Genomic DNA, 21,055 nt, shown 5'->3' on the forward strand with positions numbered 1-21,055 from the left:
GGACCGCTATCGCTGGCAAGCCAGCTCCCACAAAGATCCGATGTGAACACTGTGGGAGCTGGCTTGCCAGCGATGGCGGTCTATCTATCAATACAAATCGACGGGATCAACATCCAGGGACCAGCGCACCGCCCGCCCGCTCGGCATCTGCTCCAGCACCAACAGCCAACTGGCCAGCAACCGATGCAGCGGTGCCCGCGCCGTAGCCTGCAGCAACAGTTGCGCCCGATAACGACCGGCACGGCGCTCCATTGGTGCCGGGACCGGTCCCAGTAGCTCGATCCCGGTCAGATTCTGCTCGGTCAGCAAACGCTCCGCCTCGCTGCACGCCTCATCCAGGAAACCTTCGGCCTGACCCGGTTTATGCGCCTCGGCCCGCAGCAGCGCCAGGTGCGCAAACGGCGGCAAGCCGGCCGCACGGCGCTCGCTCAAGGCCTGTTCGGCAAAGGCGAAGTAACCTTGCTCGGTCAATTGCACCAGCAGCGGATGGTCGGCCAGGTGCGTCTGGATAATCACTTTGCCCGGCTCTTCGGCGCGGCCTGCACGGCCGGCGACCTGGACGATCAGTTGCGCCATGCGCTCGCTGGCGCGGAAGTCACCGGAAAACAGGCCGCCATCGGCGTCGAGGATCGACACCAGCGTCACCCGTGGAAAGTGGTGACCTTTGGCAAGCATCTGCGTGCCGATCAAAATGCACGGCTGGCCTTTTTGAATGGTCGCGAACAACTGGTTCATCGCGTCCTTGCGCGATGTGCTGTCACGGTCGACCCGCAGCACCGGATAGTCCGGGAACAGAATCGACAGGCGCTCCTCGGCCCGTTCGGTGCCTGCGCCGACGGGGCGCAGATCGACCTTGTTGCATTTCGGGCACTGGCGCGGAACGCGTTCGACGTAGCCGCAATGGTGGCAGCGCAACTCACCGTAACGCTGATGCACGGTCATGCGCGCGTCGCAGCGCTGGCACTCGGACATCCAGCCGCAATCGTGACACAGCAGGGTCGGGGCGAAGCCGCGCCGGTTGAGGAACACCAGCACCTGCTGGCCGGCAGCCAGGGTCTGGCCGATGGCTTGTTGCATAGGCCCGGAAATACCGCTGTCCAGCGGCCGGCTTTTGACATCCAGGCGCAGGAAGCGCGGCTGCTTGGCACCGCCGGCACGCTCGTTCAGGCGCAGCAGCCCGTAGCGGCCGGTGTAGGCGTTGTGCAGGCTTTCCAGCGAGGGAGTGGCTGAACCGAGGAGAATCGGGATGTTTTCCTGGCGAGCCCGCACCAATGCCAGATCGCGGGCGTGATAGCGCAAGCCTTCCTGCTGCTTATAAGAGCCGTCGTGCTCTTCGTCGATGATGATCAGGCCGGGGTTCTTCATCGGCGTGAACAGGGCCGAACGGGTGCCGATAATGATGTCGGCCTCACCGTCCCGGGCGGCCAGCCAGGCCTCGAGGCGTTCGCGGTCATTGACCGCCGAATGGATCAGCGCGATGCGGGCATTGAAACGCTGCTCGAAGCGCGCCAGGGTCTGCGGGCCGAGGTTGATCTCCGGGATCAGCACCAGCGCTTGCTTGCCGGCCTCGAGGGTTTCGCGGATCAACTGCAGATAGACTTCGGTCTTGCCGCTGCCGGTAACGCCGGCCAGCAGGAACGCGTGATAACTGTCGAAGCCGGCGCGAATCGCCTCATAGGCGGCGCGCTGCTCCGGGTTCAGCGGCAGCTCCGGTTGCGCCAGCCAGTGTTCGTGGCGTGCACCGGGAGCGTGGCGGCGGATCTCGACCTGCACCAGATCCTTGGCCAGCAGCAGATCCAGGCTGTCCTTGCTCAGCATCAGTTTGCTCAGCAATTGATGGGCGACGCCGTGGGGATGCTGGGCCAGCGTGGCCAGGGCTTCGCGCTGGCGCGGCGCACGGGCGATGCGCGGATCATCGAGGCTGGCGCCCGGCGCGGCGGACCAGAAGCGTTCCTGGCGCGCTTCGGCCAGCTCGCCCTGGCGCAGCAACACCGGCAGCGCCCAGCTCAAGGTGTCGCCGAGGCTGTGCTGGTAGTACTGCGACGTCCACAGGCACAGCTTGAACAGCGCCGGCGGCAGCGGTGGGGTAGCGTCGAGCAGGGCCAGGGCTGGCTTGAGTTTCTCGACTGGCACTTCGCTGGTGTCGGTGACTTCCACCAGGATCCCGATCATCTCGCGTCGGCCGAACGGCACACGCAGGCGCATGCCGGGGTGCAACTGGGCGCGCAGGACGCCGGCCGGAGCACGGTAGTCGAACAGGCGGCGCAGCGGCGAAGGCAGGGCGAGGCGCAGAATGGCGTCGGGCACGCGGGGGGTCTCGATCAAAGGAAGATAAAAGCGGGGTCGTATGTTCCCCGGTGGGAGCGAGCTTGCTCGCGATAGCGCCATGTCAGGCAACATATATGCAGAATGACACACCCTCATCGCGAGCAAGCTCGCTCCCACAGGGGATGTGTACTGGGGCGGGAGCCTAGCAGACGACCGGTTTGAGCGACAGCTTGCGTGATCGGGATTGTCTGGTAGAATCCGCGGCCTAATTACGTGCGGTATTCAACAATAGTGTTGGGTGGCGGCACGCTAGCCCGAGGAAAACACCATGAAAGCTGATATCCATCCAGAATACCCAGCCATTGCTGTTACTTGCAGCTGCGGCAACAAGTTCGAAACCCGTTCGACCTTCGGCAAAGCCCTGGCGATCGACGTTTGCAACGAATGCCACCCGTTCTACACCGGTAAGCAGAAGACTCTGGATACCGGCGGCCGTGTACAGCGTTTCGCAGACCGTTTCGGTCAATTCGGCAAGAAAGCTCCTGCTCCTGCTGCTGCAGAGTAAGGCAGAAAAGCCTGATGGGCTTTTCCTTGCTGTTGAAAAAGGCGTCCCTCGCGGGCGCCTTTTTTATGTCCGCGATTTGGCTATCCGGCGCCCAGGCGTTTTGCCCGGCACCCAGCGGCCTGGCGCCCGTCGCGGTGCAGCGGGTGGTGGACGGCGACACCTTGCGCCTGAACGATGGCCGCAATGTACGCATGATCGGCTTGAACACGCCTGAGTTGGGCAAGAAGGGCCGTTCCGACGAGCCGTTCGCCGTGGCTGCGCGCAAACGCCTCGAAGCCCTGGTGGCGGCGAGCGACGGTCAGGTTGGCTTGCTGCCGGGCAAGGAAAGCAAGGACCGTTACGGCCGCACCCTGGCCCATGTCTACGGTGCCAATGGCGCCAATCTCGAAGCTCAGATGCTCGCCGAGGGCCTGGGTTTTCTGGTGGCCGTGGCACCGAACGTCGATCTGGTCGACTGTCAGCAAGCCGCCGAACACAGTGCGCGGCAGGCTGGCCTGGGATTGTGGCGCCAGTCACCTGTACTGAAAGCGGAGCAGATCAGCACTTCCGGTTTTGCCGTGCTCAGCGGTCGGGTGAGCAGGGTGCAGCGTAATCGCGGTGGGGTTTGGATCGAATTGCAGGACTCGGTTGTATTGCGCGTTGCGCCCAATCTGCTGGGGCGTTTCGATGTGAATTCACTGGAAAGCCTCAAGGGCAAGCAGGTCGAGGCGCGCGGCTGGGTGTTGGATCGCTCGCGCAAGGGCGGACTGAAGAATGGCCAGGCGCGCTGGATGTTGCCCTTGACCGATCCGGCGATGCTTCAAGCTGCACAGCGATAAAAAATTGTAGACATTTTTTCTGGCGATTGTGAACAGTCTAGCCCTTGTGTGCCGTGGCTCTTGGCCCAAAGTCGTAGGGGCGGGCGCTTGACAGGGGTGACCAGTCAGTCTTGTGGGGACTTTGCGAGGCGCGTATCCTCGCTGACCAGTCTGTCCAACAGTAAAAGCGGAATGCCAAAATGTCTGATCTGAAAACTGCCGCTCTCGAATATCACGCCCATCCTCGTCCAGGGAAGCTGAGTGTCGAGCTCACCAAGGCCACCGCTACCGCCCGCGATCTGTCGCTGGCCTACAGCCCCGGCGTAGCCGAACCAGTACGCGAAATCGCCCGCGATCCTGAACTGGCCTACAAATACACCGGCAAAGGCAACCTGGTTGCAGTCATTTCCGATGGCACCGCGATTCTCGGCCTGGGTAACCTCGGCCCATTGGCTTCCAAGCCAGTGATGGAAGGTAAAGGCGTACTGTTCAAGCGCTTCGCCGGCATCGACGTTTTCGACATCGAAGTCGACTCCGAAAGCCCGCAAGCCTTCATCGACACCGTCAAGCGCATCTCCATCACCTTCGGTGGCATCAACCTGGAAGACATCAAGGCACCTGAGTGCTTTGAAATCGAACGCGCCCTGATCGAGCAGTGCGATATCCCGGTATTCCACGATGACCAGCACGGCACCGCTATCGTGACCGCCGCCGGCATGATCAACGCCCTGGAAATCGCTGGCAAAACCCTCGCTGACGCCAAGATCGTCTGCCTGGGTGCCGGCGCTGCCGCCATCTCCTGCATGAAGTTGCTGGTGAGCATGGGTGCCAACATCGAAAACATCTACATGGTCGACCGTACCGGCGTGATCCACTCCGGCCGTGACGACCTGAACCAGTACAAGGCTGTGTTCGCCCACGCGACCGAAAAGCGCAGCCTGGCTGATGCCCTGCAAGGCGCTGACGTGTTCGTAGGCCTGTCCGGCCCGAACCTGCTGAGCCCTGAAGGCCTGCTGTCCATGGCGGCCAACCCGATCGTGTTCGCGTGCTCGAACCCTGATCCGGAAATCTCCCCGGAGCTGGCCCACGCCACCCGTAGCGACGTGATCATGGCCACCGGTCGTTCCGACTACCCGAACCAGGTCAACAACGTACTGGGCTTCCCGTTCATCTTCCGTGGTGCCCTGGACGTTCGCGCCAAGCGCATCAACGAAGAAATGAAAGTGGCTGCGGCCAACGCCCTGCGTGAACTGGCCAAGCTGCCGGTACCTCAGGAAGTGTGCGACGCCTATGGCGGCATCAAGCTGGAATTCGGTCGTGAGTACATCATTCCGAAGCCAATGGATGCCCGTCTGATCACCCTGATCTCCGATGCCGTTGCCAAAGCCGCCATCGAGACCGGTGTGGCGACCCTGCCGTATCCGAAGAACTACCCGCTCAAAAGCGTGGATGACGTGTTCAACGGCTAAGCCGTTGTAGCGCTTCAACAGAAAGCCCCGGCTTGCGAGAGTCGGGGCTTTTTTGTGCCTGAGGGTTTTGTACCGCCTGTCAGGGCCTCTTCGCGGGCAAGCCCGCTCCCACAGGAGTCAGCGGCGTACATAAATTCGATGTACACCATCGCCCACTGTGGGAGCGGGCTTGCCCGCGAAGAGGGCGGACCAGACAACATCAAAACCGGCAGGCAAAAAAAGCCCCGCGCTTCTTCCGAAGGCGGAGCTTTTCACCATTGTTACTATCAGAACAAATCGATCGGCGCCGCTTCATCCGCCGGCAGCGGGCTGCCTGGCGCATTGCCGTTGCCCAGCTCGTTGACCGACGGAGGCGTATCTTCGGCCTTGAACAGCTCGAAGTAGGCTCCTGGCGTGCCCGGGCTGGCCGCGCGGCCGCTGATCGGGTCGACCCGCAGGCTGAGGATGCCTTCCGGCTCTGCCTGCGTATGCGGCGGCTTGCCTTTGAGCGCGGCGCCCATGTAGTTCATCCAGATCGGCAGCGCGACGGTGCCGCCGAATTCCTTGCGGCCCAGGCTTTCCGGTTGGTCGAAACCGGTCCATACGGTGGTCACGTAGTCGGCGTTGTAGCCGGAGAACCAGGCGTCCTTGGATTCGTTGGTCGTACCGGTCTTGCCGGCAATGTCGGGGCGGCCCAGCGCCAGCGCGCGGCGGCCGGTGCCGAGCTTGATCACGTCCTCAAGCATGCTGTTGAGGATGTAGGTGGTGCGCCCGTCAACGATGCGTTCGGCCACGGCGGATGTCTGCGGCGTTGGCGTAGCACCTGCGGCCTCGTCAGGCGTTGCATTGACCGTGAACGCCTGAGCGGCTGGCACGGCAATGCCATCGCTGGCAGCGCCGCCCTGAGGCACGCTCGGCGGGTTGGCGACGAACAGCGTGTCGCCGTTGCGGCTTTCGATCTTGTCGATGATGTACGGGGTGATCTTGTAGCCGCCGTTGGCGAAGGTGCTCCAGCCGGTGGCGATCTCCATTGGCGTCAGGGTCGCGGTGCCCAGCGCCAGGGACAGGTTGGGCGGCAGGTCCTGCTTGTTGAAGCCGAAGCGAGTGATGTAGTCGATGGTCTTGCCGACGCCCATCGCTTGCAGCAAGCGGATCGACACGAGGTTGCGCGACTTGTACAGCGCTTCACGCAGGCGAATCGGGCCGAGGAAGGTGTTGGTGTCGTTCTTCGGGCGCCAGACCTTGTCCAGGTACTCGTCGACGAACACGATCGGTGCATCGTTCACCAGGCTGGAGGCGGTGTAGCCGTTATCCAGTGCGGCGGCATAGACGAACGGCTTGAAGCTCGAACCCGGCTGGCGCTTGGCCTGCATGGCGCGGTTGTAGTTGCTCTGTTCGAAGGCGAAACCGCCGACCAGCGAGCGAATGGCGCCGTTCTGCGGGTCCAGGGACACCAGCGCGCCCTGGGCCTGCGGGATCTGGCTGAACTTCAGCGAATTGTCCGGCTGACGCTGCACGCGTATCAGATCGCCGACTTGGGCCACGTCCGAGGGCTGTTTCGGGTTGGCACCCATACTGTTGGTATTGAGGAACGGCCGGGCCCATTTCATGGTGTCCCAGTTCACGTGCTCCTGGCCGGTGCGGGTCAGCACTTGCAGGCCGCTCTTGTCGACCTGGGTGACGATGGCCGGTTCCAGGCTGCTGATGGTGCGTTGTTTGGTCAGTTCGGCCGCCCAGGCCTCGCGAGTCTTGCCCGGCAGCCGCGACTCGGGGCCGCGATAGCCGTGGCGCTGATCGTAGGTCATCAGGCCTTCGTGGACCGCGGTGTTGGCCAGTTCCTGGAGGTCGCTCGGCACCGTGGTGGTGACGCGGAAGCCCTCGGTATAGGCGTCGCTGCCATAACGCCCGACCATTTCGGCGCGGGCCATTTCGGCGATGTACGGAGCGTTCACTTCCGGCGTCGGCACGTGATAGCTGGCGTTCAGCGGCTCGTTGACTGCAGTGGTGTAGTCGGCCTCGCTGATTTTCCCGAGCTTGTACATGCGCCCCAGGATCCAGTCGCGACGCTCCTTGCTGCGCGCCGGGTTGGCCAGCGGGTTGAAGCGCGACGGCGCCTTGGGCAGGCCGGCGATCATCGCCATCTGCGCCAGGCTGACATCGCGGATCGACTTGCCGTAATAGACCTGCGCCGCCGCCTCGATGCCGTACGCACGGTTACCCAGGTAGATCTTGTTGACGTACAGCTCGAGGATCTCGTCCTTGGTCAGCTGTCGTTCGATCTGCAGGGCCAGCAGGATCTCGGTGGTCTTGCGCGAAAAGCTGCGTTCGCTGGACAGGAAGAAGTTCTTCGCCACCTGCATGGTGATCGTGCTGCCGCCGGACTGAATGTGTCCGCTTTTTACCAGTTGGGTCGCAGCGCGCATCAGGCTGCTCGGGTCAACGCCGTAATGGTTGGCGAAGTTGTCGTCTTCAGCACTTAGTAACGCATTGATGAAGTTGGGGGGAATGTCGGCGAAACGGATCGGTGTGCGGCGCATTTCGCCGAATTCTGCGATCAACTTGTTATCGCTGCTGTAGACCCGCAAAGGGATCTGCAACTGGATGCTTCTCAGCGCCTCCACGGACGGCAGCCCGGGACTAAGGTAGAGGTACGCCCCGCTCAGACCCAGGAGGAGTCCGCAGAAAACCGCGACGATGGACCAACCGAAAAACTTCAGCAGACGAATCAAGGCTTTTGGATATCCAGGGCAAAAAATGAATTGGGCAACAGGGTTCAAGCTAAATGAGAACGACCCGCGCTTGAACAAATGCGGAAAAAAACGCTGGGCATTATAAGCATTTTTCTGATCGGGAGCGTGGTTGGCGCTGCTGTCAAGACGGGTGGATTGAACGCAATGGACATTGCAGAGTCCGTAACTCACGGAAAGTCATAGGGAATTGGTAGTGCCAGGACTCTTCAACAAAAAATCCAGTACGCTCCTTGGAATCGATATCAGCTCTACCTCGGTAAAGCTTGTGGAATTGAGCCGCCAGGGCGAGCGCTATCGGGTCGAGGCTTATGCCGTGGAGCCGTTGCCGGTCGGTGCGGTGATCGAAAAGAACATCGCCGAACTGGAAGGCGTGGGGCTGGCCCTCGCCCGCGCGCTGGCCAGGGCCAGAACCGGCCTCAAGAACGTGGCCGTGGCCGTGGCAGGCTCGGCGGTGATCACCAAGACCATCGAGATGGAGGCTGGACTTTCCGAGGATGAGATGGAAAGCCAGCTGAAGATCGAGGCTGACCAGTACATTCCATATCCTCTGGATGAAGTCGCGATCGACTTTGAAGTCCAGGGCTCCTCGGCGCGTAATCCGGAGCGCGTCAATGTGCTGCTCGCCGCTTGCCGCAAGGAAAACGTCGAAGTTCGCGAGGCCGCCCTGAGCCTCGCGGGGCTGACCGCTCGCGTGGTCGATGTCGAAGCCTACGCGCTGGAGCGCTCGTTCGGGTTGCTGGCCAATCAGCTCGCGGCCTCCGGCAAGCCTTTGACGGTCGCGGTGGTGGACATCGGCGCCACCATGACCACCCTGAGCGTGCTGCACGACGGGCGGCTTATCTACACCCGCGAACAGCTGTTCGGGGGGCGCCAGCTGACTGAAGAAATCCAGCGTCGCTATGGCCTGACGCTGGAGCAGGCGGGGCTGGCGCAACGCAAGGGCGGTTTGCCGGATGACTATGCCGGTGAGGTCTTGCAGCCCTTTCAACAGGCACTGGTGCAGCAGGTGTCCCGCTCGCTGCAGTTTTTCCTTGCTGGCGGCCAGTACAGCGCCGTCGACCATATCCTGCTGGCCGGCGGTACCGCATCGGTGCCGGGGCTGGAGCGTTTGATCGAGCAGCAATTGGTTGTGCCGACCCGGGTCGCGAACCCTTTTTCCGATATGACGCTGGGTAGCAAGGTCAACGGTGCTGCCCTGGCGAGTGATGCTCCGGCGTTGATGATCGCCTGTGGTCTTGCCCTCAGGAGCTTTGACTGATGGCCCGGATCAATCTTCTTCCCTGGCGCGAGGAGCGGCGTGAAGTCCGTCGCAAGCGTTTCCTGCTGATCCTGGTGGCCACAATGGTGGGTGCGACGGGCGCGGTGCTGGTTGCCAACCAGGCCATCGGCGGCGCCATCGACCGGCAAGTTGCCCGTAACGATTACATCAACAGGCAAATCGCCATGGTCGATGAGCGGATCACACAGATCAATGATCTCAAGGATCGCCGTCAGCAACTGGTCGAGCGCATGCACATCATCCAGGACCTGCAAGGCAACCGCCAAATCAGCGGGCGAATATTTGACCAGTTGGTGCGGGCCCTGCCCGAGGGCGTGTATTTCACCGAAGTGAAAATGACTGCAAAGACGCTGTCCATCACCGGCGCTGCGCAATCCAACAACCGTGTTTCAGACTTGATGCGCAACCTCGAGGCGTCAGACTGGTTCGATACACCGAGCCTGACCGAAGTCAGGGCCACAGCTGCCGGTCAGGTGGCGCAGGCCAACGTCTTCCAGTTGACCGTTCGCCAGACTCAACCCGCCGCACCGGAGGGTGGCGAATGAGCCTGTCCGAATGGTTCGAAGGGCTGCGCAAGATCGACATCAATGACCTGGACACCGGCAACATGGGTTCCTGGCCGCCGGCGATCAAGTGTCTGCTGGCCGGTTTGCTCATGCTTCTGGTGCTGGCCATGGGCTACAGCTTTTCCACTCGCGACCTTGAGAGCCAACTCGATCTCAAGCGTGAGGAAGAGTCGATGCTCAAGGAACAGTTCGCCGACAAAGCCCGCATGGCGGCGAACCTGGATCTCTACACCCGGCAGTTGAAGGAGATGCAGAGCGCTTTCGGCGTACTGTTGCGGCAACTGCCCGGCGACACCGAGGTGCCCGGCTTGCTGGAAGACATCACGCGCACCGGTCTGGGCAGTGGCCTGGAGTTCGAAGAGATCAAGCTGCTGCCGGAGGTCGCCCAGCCGTTCTACATCGAGTTGCCGATCCAGATCACGGTCACCGGGGGGTACCACGAACTGGCCACCTTCATCAGTGGTGTGGCCGGGTTGCCGCGAATCGTCACCTTGCACGATTTCGACCTTGCCCCCGTCAGCCCCGAGGGGGCTCCGAAACTGCGCTTGAGTATTCTCGCCAAGACCTACCGTTACAACGACAAGGGGCAGCCTCAATGAGCCCGGCACGTTGTTTTTCGCTGGTGCTGTTGCTGTCTGCCTTGTCCGGTTGTGGCGCAGGCGATGACTACGACGATCTGGACGCCTACATGAACGAAGTGCGCCTGCAAGGGCCGGGCAGGATTGAACCATCGCCGGTATTTCGGTCTTACCCGGCATTCACCTATGACGCGGCGAATCTGCGCAGCCCGTTTTCAGCGCAAATCAGTTCCGATCCGGCGGCCCGGCGACGCGGATCTCGCAACGTCAAACCCGACCCCGGGCGGGTCAGGCAGTACCTCGAAGGTTTCAATATCGAACAGTTTGAAATGGTCGGCACCCTATCCAATGCAGCGGGCTCCTATGCCCTGCTGCGCGGGGCGGGCGGGGTGCACCGGTTGAAAGTCGGCGATTACCTGGGGCGTAACGACGGCAGGATCGTCGCGATCAGCGGCTCGCAGGTCGATGTGGTTGAAATTGTCCCTGATGGCCAGGGCGCTTGGCTGGAGCGTCCCCGGACCATCCCTTTGAAAGAGCACTCATAGTGGAACTCGAACAATGAACAGGATTTTTTCCGCCTTCGGCCTTTCGCTATGGATAGCGATGTTGTCGTCGATGGCACAAGCGGCCAATCTCAAGGCGCTGGATGTCACTGCGCTGCCGGGAGACCGTGTCGAGTTGAAGTTGTCGTTCGATGAACCGCCCCCGGTGCCCCAGGGTTACACAACGCAGTCGCCGGCCCGGATTGCCCTGGATTTGCCGGGTGTCGCCAGTCAGCTGGCCAGCAAGACTCACGATCTCGGCGGTGGAAATGCCCGCAGCGCAACGGTGGTGGAGGCCGGGGACCGTACGCGATTGATCATCAACCTCGCTCAGCCGGTGCCGTACGACTCGCGAATTGAAGGCAACGATTTGCTGGTGGTTGTCGGGCAGGGTGTCAAACCGTCCACATCCAGCCCGGCTGCCATGGCAGCGCCGCTTTCGGCAAGAGCCGCGACGCCGGCAGGCAAGGCCATTCGCGGTGTGGATTTCCAGCGCGGCACACAGGGTGAGGGCAACGTGGTGATCGACTTGTCGGACCCCTCGATGGCGCCCGACATACAACAGCGCGACGGCAAGATCATCGTGGGGTTTGCCAGGACCCGATTGCCTGAGCCATTGCGCGTGCGGCTGGACGTGAAGGATTTCGCCACGCCAGTGCAGTTCGTCAATGCCAGTGCGAGTGGCGATAGAGCCATCATCAGCATCGAGCCCGGTGGCAGGTTCGATTACTCGACCTATCAGACCGACAGCAAGCTTACGATCAGTGTTCGCCCGGCGGCGGTCGACGACCTGCAAAAGCGCAATGCCGGGCAACAGGCCTACAGCGGCGAGAAACTTTCGCTGAACTTCCAGAACATCGATGTGCGTTCGGTGCTGCAACTGATCGCCGATTTCACCAACCTCAACCTGGTGGCCAGCGACACGGTGCAGGGTGGCATCACGTTGCGCCTGCAGAACGTGCCTTGGGATCAGGCGCTGGATCTGGTGCTCAAAACCAAGGGATTGGACAAGCGCAAGGTCGGCAATGTCCTGCTTGTCGCGCCGGCCGATGAAATTGCTGCCCGTGAGCGTCAGGAACTGGAATCACAAAAGCAGATTGCCGACCTGGCGCCATTGCGTCGGGAGCTGTTGCAGGTGAACTACGCCAAGGCGGCGGACATCGCCAAACTCTTCCAGTCGGTGACCAGTGCCGAAGCGAAGCCCGACGAACGGGGATCCATCACTGTCGACGAGCGCACCAACAACATCATTGCCTACCAGACCCAGGACCGGCTCGACGAGCTGCGCAGAATTGTCACGCAGCTGGATATCCCCGTGCGTCAGGTCATGATCGAGGCGCGCATTGTCGAAGCCAACGTCGACTATGACAAAAGCCTCGGGGTGCGCTGGGGCGGTTCGACACAGAACAGGGGTAACTGGAACGCTTCCGGCGTCAGCAACGGGGTCAATGGCTCGTCGACCATTGGCACGCCAGGCAGTACCGGCACCAATTCACCGTTCGTCGACATGGGCGCGGTCAATAACACCTCGGGCATCGGCATCGCGTTCATCACCGATAACGTCTTGCTGGACCTGGAGCTGACGGCCATGGAGAAAACCGGCAACGGGGAGATCGTCTCGCAGCCCAAGGTGGTCACGTCCGACAAGGAAACCGCGAAAATCCTCAAGGGCACCGAGATTCCCTACCAGGAGGCCAGCTCCAGCGGCGCGACTTCGGTGTCGTTCAAGGAGGCTTCGCTGTCGCTGGAGGTGACGCCGCAGATCACGCCCGACAACCGGATCATCATGGAGGTCAAGGTGACCAAGGACGAACCGGACTACCTCAACAAGGTCCAGGATGTACCGCCCATCAAGAAAAACGAAGTCAACGCCAAGGTCCTGGTCAACGATGGCGAGACCATCGTCATTGGCGGCGTTTTCTCAAATACTCAGAGCAAGGTCGTAGATAAGGTGCCATTTCTTGGCGATGTGCCGTATCTTGGCCGCCTTTTCCGGCGTGATGTGGTTTCGGAGAAAAAATCCGAGCTGTTGGTATTCCTCACTCCGCGTATCATGAATAACCAGGCGATTGCTGTGAGTCATTGATTCTGTGCGAAATTTGATTCTTGTTGGACCGATGGGTGCTGGAAAAAGCACCATCGGCCGGTTGCTGGCCAAAGAGCTGCGCCTGCCATTCAAAGATTCCGATAAGGAAATTGAATTGCGCACGGGCGCCAATATCCCTTGGATCTTCGATAAAGAAGGCGAACCGGGCTTTCGTGATCGCGAGCAGGCAATGATTGCCGAGCTGTGCGATTACGACGGTGTGGTGCTGGCGACAGGTGGGGGCGCGGTCATGCGCGAAGCCAATCGTCGGGCACTGCATGCCGGTGGGCGGGTGGTTTATCTGCATGCGTCGGTCGAGCAGCAGGTCGGCCGCACGGCCCGTGACCGCAATCGGCCGTTGTTGCGTACTGCCGATCCGGCCAAGACCCTGCGGGATCTGTTGGCGATCCGCGATCCGCTCTATCGGGAAATCGCCGACCTGGTGGTCGAAACCGATGAGCGGCCACCACGAATGGTCGTGCTCGACATTCTGGAGCGCCTGCAGCAGTTGCCGCCCCGTTAAAGCGCCGCGCGAAATGCGCTATCCTCGGCGTCGCGCCATGACCGCTCAAGGTTGTGGCGGATGGCTACCGAACGGCGTCACACCAGCAGAGGCCGTGGACATTCGTTAATTCAAGGCAGGACGCCTGATTCATCTTCACTGTGGGGACACATGCAGACACTCAAGGTCGATCTAGGCGAGCGCAGCTACCCGATTCATATTGGCGAAGGTTTGTTGGATCAGCCTGAGCTGCTGGCCCCGCACATTCGCGGACGGCAAGTAGCGATTATCTCCAACGAGACTGTTGCGCCGCTCTATCTCGAGCGTCTGACCCGCAGCCTGGCGCAGTTTTCGGTGATTTCCGTGGTGCTGCCCGACGGCGAAGCCTTCAAGACCTGGGAAACCCTGCAGCTGATTTTCGACGGCCTGCTGACCGCGCGACATGACCGCCGCACCACAGTGATCGCCCTCGGTGGTGGTGTGATCGGCGACATGGCCGGCTTTGCCGCCGCCTGCTACCAGCGCGGCGTCGATTTCATCCAGGTTCCGACCACACTGCTGTCGCAGGTCGACTCCTCGGTGGGCGGCAAGACCGGGATCAACCATCCGCTGGGCAAGAACATGGTCGGCGCTTTCTATCAGCCGAACGTGGTGCTGATCGATACCGCCAGCCTCAATACCCTGCCGGCGCGCGAGCTGTCCGCCGGTCTGGCCGAAGTCATCAAGTACGGGCTGATCTGTGATGAGCCGTTCCTGACCTGGCTCGAAGACAACGTCGACCGCCTGCGCAACCTCGACCAGCAAGCCCTGACCTATGCCATCGAGCGCTCCTGCGCGGCCAAGGCCGCAGTGGTCGGTGCCGATGAGAAAGAGACGGGCGTTCGTGCCACCTTGAACCTGGGCCACACGTTTGGCCACGCCATCGAAACCCACATGGGCTATGGTGTGTGGCTTCATGGTGAAGCCGTGGCTGCTGGCACGGTAATGGCGCTGGAAATGTCCGCGCGACTCGGCTGGATCAGCGAACAGGAGCGCGATCGCGGCATTCGCCTGTTCCAGCGGGCGGGGCTGCCGGTCATTCCGCCGCAAGAGATGACAGAAGCCGATTTCCTCGAACACATGTCCATTGATAAAAAAGTGATCGACGGTCGTTTGCGCCTGGTGCTGCTGCGCCGCATGGGCGAAGCGGTGGTGACCGACGATTATCCGAAAGAGGTTCTACAGGCCACGCTGGGGGCAGACTACCGCGCCCTGGCTCAGCTTAAAGGTTAATAAGAACGCGATGACTAGTTTGCATGCCGACGAGGCTTTCCTCGGCCATTACCAGTTGAGTCATGACCCTTTTGCTCCACGGGTGCCTGGCTTCAAATTTTTCCCGGCCCAGCGCAAGCCCGTGCTGGGGCAACTGCATCACCTGGCCCGCTACAGTCAGCTGCTGCTGGTCGTCACGGGTCCGGAGGGCAGTGGCAAGACCCTGTTGCGCCAGGCCCTGGTCGCCAGCACCAACAAGCAGTCGGTACAGAGTGTGGTGGTGTCCGCCCGTGGCGCCGGCGATGGGGCCGGGGTGTTGCGCCAGGTGGCCCAGGCCCTGAATGTCGCCCAGGCTGATGCCAGCGCCATTCTGGCCCAGGTGGTGCAGCTTGCGCTCACCGGGCAGGAAGTCTATCTGCTGGTCGATGACGCCGAGCAACTCGATGAATCCGCCCTTGAGGTCCTGATGGTCCTGGCGGCCGGCGCGCCCGAGGGGCGCCCGCATGTATTCCTGTTCGGTGAAACCTCGCTGATTGCTCAGCTTGAGGCTTTGCATCTCGAGGAAGAGCGTTTCCATGTCATCGAATTGCAGCCTTACACCGAGGAAGAAACCCGCGAATATCTGGAGCAGCGGCTTGAAGGCGCTGGCCGTGGCATCGAACTTTTCACCGCGGATCAGATCTCTGATATTCACGAAAGCTCCGAAGGTTGGCCTGGCAGCATCAATCAGGTCGCCCGCGATGCAATGATCGAAGCCATGATCGCCAGCCGCTCAGCGGTCAAGCGTCCAAAAATGGGGTTCAATATGCCGAAGAAACACGTATTGGCGATTTCCGCCGTGGTCGTGGTCGCGGTAGCCGCCGCCTGGCTGATGCCGGGTCGCAACAAGGCACCGACCACGGGTGCGCCGGCCGAACAGGCGCAACTGCCGCTGGGCCAGGGGCAGCCAACAGCGAATGGCGGTGCTCCGGCCGTCGAATTCGCTGGCAACACACAGCCGATGCCATTGCCGTTGGTCGGCAACTCGCAACCGGTCATGCGTGGCCCGTTGGCTGAGGCCGCAGGTGGCATCACCGAAGGCGACGATGGCGTGCCGGTTGAAGGTTCCAGCGCTACGCCACCGACCGTGACGACTACAGCACCGCCTGTGGGCGTTCCAGCCGGTCCTGCGCCGACGCCAGCCGCCAAGCCGGCCCCTGCGCCGACTCAGGTTGCCACCGCCAAGCCAGCGCCTGCTCCAGTGGCCAAGCCTGCTCCAGTGCCAGCCAAGCCAGCCGTAGCCGCGGCAACCAAGCCTGCCGAGAAACCGGCTCCGGCGGCCAAGGCTGCTGGCGGTACCTGGTACGCCGGCCAGGCGCCGGGTAACTACGTGGTGCAGATCCTTGGCACCAGCTCCGAAGCGAGCGCGCAAAGCTTCGTCAAGGAGCAGGGCGGCGAGTACCGCTATTTCAAGAAAGTCCTCAACGGCAAGCCGCTCTACGTGATCACCTACGGCAACTTCGCCAATCGTGATGCAGCCGTTTCCGCCATCAAGGCCTTGCCAGCGAAGGTTCAGGCTGGTAAACCTTGGCCTCGCACTGTCGCCAGCGTCCAACAGGAACTGGCAACAACTCGCTGAAGATTCGGCGGCCTTACCCAGGCCGCCTCTCCAAGCACCTCAAAATTTCTACGAGTGCGCGCAACCTTTCAGGCTGCGTGCCTTGTGGTGTCTGCGTTACAGTAGTCTTTGAGTCGTTGCGGTCAAAATTAAAAAAGTTTTGACTAGCACAGCAGATCGCTTTAAACCTTTCACAAATGCGACATGAATTTGCGACATTTCGTCGTCAAATTTGTGAGCCTCTGTGTCGCTGTGTACAATGACCACCCTTTTGCCCCCGCTAAGCCGGCGTACGTTCGGCGCGGAATGCAAGTGGTTGAATTGAAAAGAAATTTGCCTCGAAAAGAGGCAGCCTGGTGAGAAAGTGTCTATGAAAGCAGGTCTGTACCAACCAGATGAATTCAAGGATAACTGCGGTTTCGGCCTGATAGCCCATATGCAGGGCGAGCCCAGTCATACCCTTTTGCAAACGGCCATCGAGGCCCTGACCTGCATGACCCACCGCGGTGGGATTAATGCCGACGGCAAGACCGGTGACGGTTGCGGTCTGCTGATTCAAAAGCCGGACGCGTTCCTGCGAGCCATCGCCCAGGAAACCTTCGGCGTCGAACTGCCCAAGCAATATGCCGTGGGCATGGTCTTCTTCAACCAGGACCCGGTCAAAGCCGAAGCCGCTCGCGAGAACATGAACCGCGAGATCCTCGCCGCCGGCCTGCAGCTGGTCGGCTGGCGCAAGGTGCCGATCGACACCAGCGTCCTCGGCCGCCTGGCCCTTGAGCGCCTGCCGCAGATCGAGCAGGTGTACATCGGCGGTGAAGGCCTGAGCGATCAGGACATGGCCGTCAAGCTGTTCACCTCGCGTCGTCGCTCGTCCGTGGCCAACGCCGCCGACACCGACCACTACGTGTGCAGCTTTTCGCACAAGACCATCATTTACAAAGGCCTGATGATGCCGGCGGACTTGACCGCCTTCTATCCGGACCTGAGCGATGAGCGCCTGCAAACCTCGATTTGCGTGTTCCACCAGCGCTTCTCCACCAATACCCTGCCGAAATGGCCGCTGGCTCAACCGTTCCGCTTCCTGGCGCACAACGGCGAGATCAACACCATCACCGGCAACCGCAACTGGGCCGTGGCCCGTCGCACCAAGTTCACCAACGATCTGATGGACCTGGAAGAACTCGGCCCGCTGGTCAACCGCGTCGGTTCCGACTCCTCGAGCATGGACAACATGCTCGAGCTGATGGTCACCGGCGGCATCGACCTGTTCCGTGGCGTGCGGATGATCATTCCGCCTGCGTGGCAGAACGTCGAGACCATGGACCCGGATCTGCGTGCGTTCTACGAATACAACTCGATGCACATGGAGCCGTGGGACGGCCCGGCCGGCGTGGTAATGACCGACGGTCGTTACGCGGTGTGCCTGCTCGACCGTAACGGTCTGCGTCCGGCGCGTTGGGTCACCACCACCAACGGTTTCATCACCCTGGCTTCGGAAATCGGTGTCTGGAACTACCAGCCTGAAGACGTGATCGCCAAGGGCCGCGTTGGCCCTGGCCAGATCTTTGCCGTGGACACCGAAACCGGTCAGATCCTCGACACCGACGCCATCGACAACCGCCTGAAGTCCCGTCATCCGTACAAGCAATGGCTGCGCAAGAACGCCCTGCGCATCCAGGCGACCATGGAAGACAACGACCACGGTTCGGCTTTCTACGACGTCGACCAGCTCAAGCAATACATGAAGATGTACCAGGTCACGTTCGAAGAGCGCGACCAGGTGCTGCGTCCGCTCGGCGAACAGGGCTACGAAGCCGTGGGCTCGATGGGCGACGATACGCCGATGGCCGTGCTGTCCCAGCGCGTGCGCACGCCGTACGACTACTTCCGCCAGCAGTTCGCGCAGGTCACCAACCCGCCGATCGACCCGCTGCGTGAAGCCATCGTCATGTCGCTGGAAATCTGCCTCGGTGCCGAGCGCAACATTTTCCAGGAGTCGCCGGAACACGCTTCGCGCGTGATCCTCAGCTCGCCGGTCATTTCCCCGGCCAAGTGGCGCTCGCTGATGAACCTCGATCGCCCGGGCTTCGAACGCGCGATCATCGACCTCAACTACGACGAAAGCGTCGGCCTCGAAGCGGCAATCCGCAACGTCGCCGATCAGGCTGAAGAAGCCGTGCGCGCCGGTCGTACCCAGGTCGTGCTGAGTGACCGTCACATTGCTCCGGGCAAGCTGCCGATCCACGCTTCCCTGGCTACCGGCGCGGTGCACCATCGCCTGACCGAAAAAGGCCTGCGTTGCGATTCCAACATCCTGGTGGAAACCGCGACCGCTCGCGATCCGCATCACTTCGCCGTGTTGATCGGTTTCGGCGCCTCTGCCGTTTATCCGTTCCTGGCCTACGAAGTGCTGGGCGACCTGATCCGTACAGGTGAAGTCTTGGGCGACCTCTACGAGGTGTTCAAGAACTACCGTAAAGGCATCACCAAGGGCCTGCTCAAGATCCTCTCGAAGATGGGCATCTCGACCATTACCTCCTATCGCGGAGCACAACTGTTCGAAGCGATCGGCCTGTCCGAGGAAGTCTGCAACCTGAGCTTCCGTGGCGTGCCAAGCCGCATCAAGGGTGCGCGTTTCGTCGACATCGAAGCCGAGCAGAAAGCCCTCGCTACCGAAGCCTGGAGCCCACGCAAGCCGATCCAGCAAGGCGGCCTGCTGAAGTTCGTCCACGGTGGCGAATATCACGCGTACAACCCGGACGTGGTCAACACCCTGCAAGCCGCTGTGCAGCAGGGCGACTACAGCAAGTTCAAGGAATACACGTCGCTGGTGGACAACCGCCCGGTGTCGATGATCCGCGACCTGCTGAAAGTCAAAACCCTCGACACTCCATTGGATATCAGCGAAATCGAGCCGCTGGAATCGGTGCTCAAGCGCTTCGACTCTGCGGGTATCTCGCTGGGCGCCCTGTCGCCGGAAGCTCACGAAGCCCTGGCCGAAGCCATGAACCGCCTCGGTGCGCGTTCCAACTCCGGTGAAGGCGGCGAAGACCCGGCGCGCTACGGCACCATCAAGAGCTCGAAAATCAAGCAAGTGGCGACCGGCCGTTTCGGTGTGACCCCGGAATACCTGGTCAACGCCGAAGTGCTGCAGATCAAGGTCGCCCAAGGCGCCAAGCCCGGCGAAGGTGGTCAACTGCCAGGCGGCAAGGTCAACGGTCTGATCGCCAAGCTGCGTTACGCAGTGCCGGGCGTGACCCTGATTTCGCCGCCGCCGCACCATGACATCTACTCGATCGAAGACTTGTCGCAGCTGATTTTCGACCTGAAACAAGTCAACCCGAAGGCACTGGTCTCGGTGAAGCTGGTTGCAGAAGCGGGCGTCGGCACCATTGCCGCCGGTGTGGCCAAGGCCTACGCGGACCTGATCACCATCTCCGGCTACGACGGCGGTACCGGTGCATCGCCGCTGACCTCGATCAAATACGCGGGCGCTCCGTGGGAACTCGGCCTGGCCGAAACCCACCAGACCCTGCGTGGCAACGACCTGCGCGGCAAAGTCCGGGTGCAGACCGACGGCGGCCTGAAAACCGGCCTCGACGTGATCAAGGCGGCTATTCTCGGCGCTGAAAGCTTCGGCTTCGGCACCGCGCCAATGATCGCCCTGGGCTGCAAATACCTGCGCATCTGCCACCTGAACAACTGCGCTACCGGCGTTGCGACCCAGAACGAGAAGCTGCGCAAGGATCACTACATCGGCACCGTCGACATGGTGGTGAACTTCTTCACCTACGTCGCCGAAGAGACCCGCGAGTGGCTGGCCAAGCTGGGCGTGCGCTCCCTCGAAGAGCTGATCGGCCGTACCGATCTGCTGGAAATCCTCGAAGGCCAGACCGCCAAGCAGCATCACCTGGACCTGACCCCGTTGCTGGGCAGCGACCATGTGCCGGCGGACAAGCCGCAATTCTGTGGCGTTGAACGCAACCCGCCGTTCGACAAGGGCCTGCTGGCCGAGAAGATGGTCGACATGGCCACCTCGGCGATCAACGACCTGAGCGGTGCCGAGTTCGACCTGGAAATCTGCAACTGCGACCGTTCCATCGGTGCACGGATCTCCGGCGAAATCGCGCGCAAGCACGGCAACCAGGGCATGGCCCACGCGCCGATTACGTTCCGCTTCAAAGGCACGGCCGGGCAGAGCTTCGGCGTGTGGAACGCCGGCGGCCTGAACATGTACCTGGAAGGCGACGCCAACGACTACGTCGGCAAGGGCATGACCGGCGGCAAGCTGGTCATCGTTCCGCCGAAGGGCAGTGTCTACCGTACCCAGGACAGTGCCATCATCGGCAACACCTGCCTCTACGGCGCCACCGGCGGCAAGCTGTTCGCCGCGGGTACCGCTGGCGAGCGTTTCGCCGTGCGTAACTCCGGTGCCCACACCGTCGTGGAAGGCACTGGCGATCACTGCTGCGAGTACATGACCGGTGGTTTCGTCTGCGTATTGGGCAAGACCGGTTACAACTTCGGCTCTGGCATGACCGGCGGTTTCGCCTACGTGCTCGACCAGGACAACAGCTTCGTTGACCGGGTCAACCACGAACTGGTGGAAATCCAGCGGATCAGCGGCGAGGCGATGGAAGCCTACCGCAGCCACCTGCAACGCGTGCTGAACGAGTACGTCGAGGAAACCGACAGCGAGTGGGGTCGTGAACTCGCCGAGAACCTCGATGATTACGTGCGTCGTTTCTGGCTGGTCAAGCCCAAGGCTGCCAACCTGAAATCGTTGCTTTCCAGCACCCGTGCCAACCCGCAGTGATATGCGCCTG

At 61.6% G+C, this 21,055-nt stretch carries 14 protein-coding genes; 12 read left to right on the plus strand and 2 right to left on the minus strand.

Annotated features, from left to right (window positions below; translation table 11 throughout):
* Nucleotides 1-87: 87 nt before the first annotated feature.
* Entirely contained in the window at nucleotides 88-2,307 is a 2,220-nt protein-coding gene (locus AB4O16_RS18315; protein WP_460155480.1) for a primosomal protein N', read from the minus strand.
* Between the two features lie 289 nt (nucleotides 2,308-2,596).
* Between AB4O16_RS18315 and rpmE the strand changes: the two genes are divergently transcribed.
* From rpmE to AB4O16_RS18330, 3 genes are all read left to right on the plus strand, one after another.
* Nucleotides 2,597-2,833 carry a 50S ribosomal protein L31 gene (gene rpmE, locus AB4O16_RS18320; RefSeq protein ID WP_150714750.1) on the plus strand — a complete coding sequence of 79 codons (237 nt, stop codon included), beginning with the start codon at nucleotides 2,597-2,599 and terminating at the stop codon, nucleotides 2,831-2,833.
* Nucleotides 2,834-2,847: 14 nt separating this feature from the next.
* Nucleotides 2,848-3,651, plus strand: coding sequence for a thermonuclease family protein (locus AB4O16_RS18325; protein ID WP_160390634.1), 804 nt, complete (start codon nucleotides 2,848-2,850; stop codon nucleotides 3,649-3,651).
* A gap of 179 nt (nucleotides 3,652-3,830) precedes the next feature.
* Nucleotides 3,831-5,099 carry a malic enzyme-like NAD(P)-binding protein gene (locus tag AB4O16_RS18330; protein ID WP_160390633.1) on the plus strand — a complete coding sequence of 423 codons (1,269 nt, stop codon included), beginning with the start codon at nucleotides 3,831-3,833 and terminating at the stop codon, nucleotides 5,097-5,099.
* A 266-nt stretch (nucleotides 5,100-5,365) separates the two neighbouring features.
* On the opposite strand, the gene AB4O16_RS18335 is transcribed toward AB4O16_RS18330, so the two are convergent.
* Nucleotides 5,366-7,804 carry a penicillin-binding protein 1A gene (locus AB4O16_RS18335; RefSeq protein WP_371926045.1) on the minus strand — a complete coding sequence of 813 codons (2,439 nt, stop codon included), beginning with the start codon at nucleotides 7,802-7,804 and terminating at the stop codon, nucleotides 5,366-5,368.
* Nucleotides 7,805-8,021: 217 nt separating this feature from the next.
* Between AB4O16_RS18335 and AB4O16_RS18340 the strand changes: the two genes are divergently transcribed.
* The 9 genes from AB4O16_RS18340 (at nucleotide 8,022) to gltB (ending at nucleotide 21,045) form a co-directional block, all read left to right on the plus strand.
* Complete coding sequence (locus AB4O16_RS18340) at nucleotides 8,022-9,086, plus strand: pilus assembly protein PilM (protein ID WP_460155481.1); 1,065 nt, start codon at nucleotides 8,022-8,024, stop codon at nucleotides 9,084-9,086.
* The gene (locus tag AB4O16_RS18345) at nucleotides 9,086-9,652 is read left to right on the plus strand and encodes a PilN domain-containing protein (protein WP_460155482.1); all 567 of its coding nucleotides are present in this window, start codon (nucleotides 9,086-9,088) and stop codon (nucleotides 9,650-9,652) included. The genes AB4O16_RS18340 and AB4O16_RS18345 overlap by 1 nt, the downstream gene beginning before the upstream one ends.
* On the plus strand, nucleotides 9,649-10,272 hold the full coding sequence (locus tag AB4O16_RS18350) for a type IV pilus inner membrane component PilO (protein ID WP_460155483.1): 624 nt from the start codon (nucleotides 9,649-9,651) through the stop codon (nucleotides 10,270-10,272). The genes AB4O16_RS18345 and AB4O16_RS18350 overlap by 4 nt, the downstream gene beginning before the upstream one ends.
* Nucleotides 10,269-10,796 (plus strand): pilus assembly protein PilP, encoded by a 528-nt coding sequence (locus AB4O16_RS18355; protein WP_460155484.1) that lies wholly within the window; start codon nucleotides 10,269-10,271, stop codon nucleotides 10,794-10,796. Before AB4O16_RS18350 ends, AB4O16_RS18355 begins: the two co-directional genes overlap by 4 nt.
* 13 nt (nucleotides 10,797-10,809) lie before the next feature.
* Nucleotides 10,810-12,879 carry a type IV pilus secretin PilQ gene (gene pilQ / locus AB4O16_RS18360; protein WP_460155485.1) on the plus strand — a complete coding sequence of 690 codons (2,070 nt, stop codon included), beginning with the start codon at nucleotides 10,810-10,812 and terminating at the stop codon, nucleotides 12,877-12,879.
* A 4-nt stretch (nucleotides 12,880-12,883) separates the two neighbouring features.
* On the plus strand, nucleotides 12,884-13,402 hold the full coding sequence (aroK, locus tag AB4O16_RS18365) for a shikimate kinase AroK (RefSeq protein WP_015093141.1): 519 nt from the start codon (nucleotides 12,884-12,886) through the stop codon (nucleotides 13,400-13,402).
* A gap of 150 nt (nucleotides 13,403-13,552) precedes the next feature.
* Nucleotides 13,553-14,653 (plus strand): 3-dehydroquinate synthase, encoded by a 1,101-nt coding sequence (gene aroB, locus AB4O16_RS18370; RefSeq protein WP_160390627.1) that lies wholly within the window; start codon nucleotides 13,553-13,555, stop codon nucleotides 14,651-14,653.
* A gap of 10 nt (nucleotides 14,654-14,663) precedes the next feature.
* The gene (locus AB4O16_RS18375) at nucleotides 14,664-16,250 is read left to right on the plus strand and encodes an AAA family ATPase (RefSeq protein ID WP_460155486.1); all 1,587 of its coding nucleotides are present in this window, start codon (nucleotides 14,664-14,666) and stop codon (nucleotides 16,248-16,250) included.
* A gap of 349 nt (nucleotides 16,251-16,599) precedes the next feature.
* Entirely contained in the window at nucleotides 16,600-21,045 is a 4,446-nt protein-coding gene (gene gltB, locus AB4O16_RS18380) for a glutamate synthase large subunit (protein WP_160390625.1), read from the plus strand.
* Nucleotides 21,046-21,055 lie beyond the last annotated feature (10 nt).

Source organism: Pseudomonas sp. S2_H10 (genome assembly GCF_054668285.1).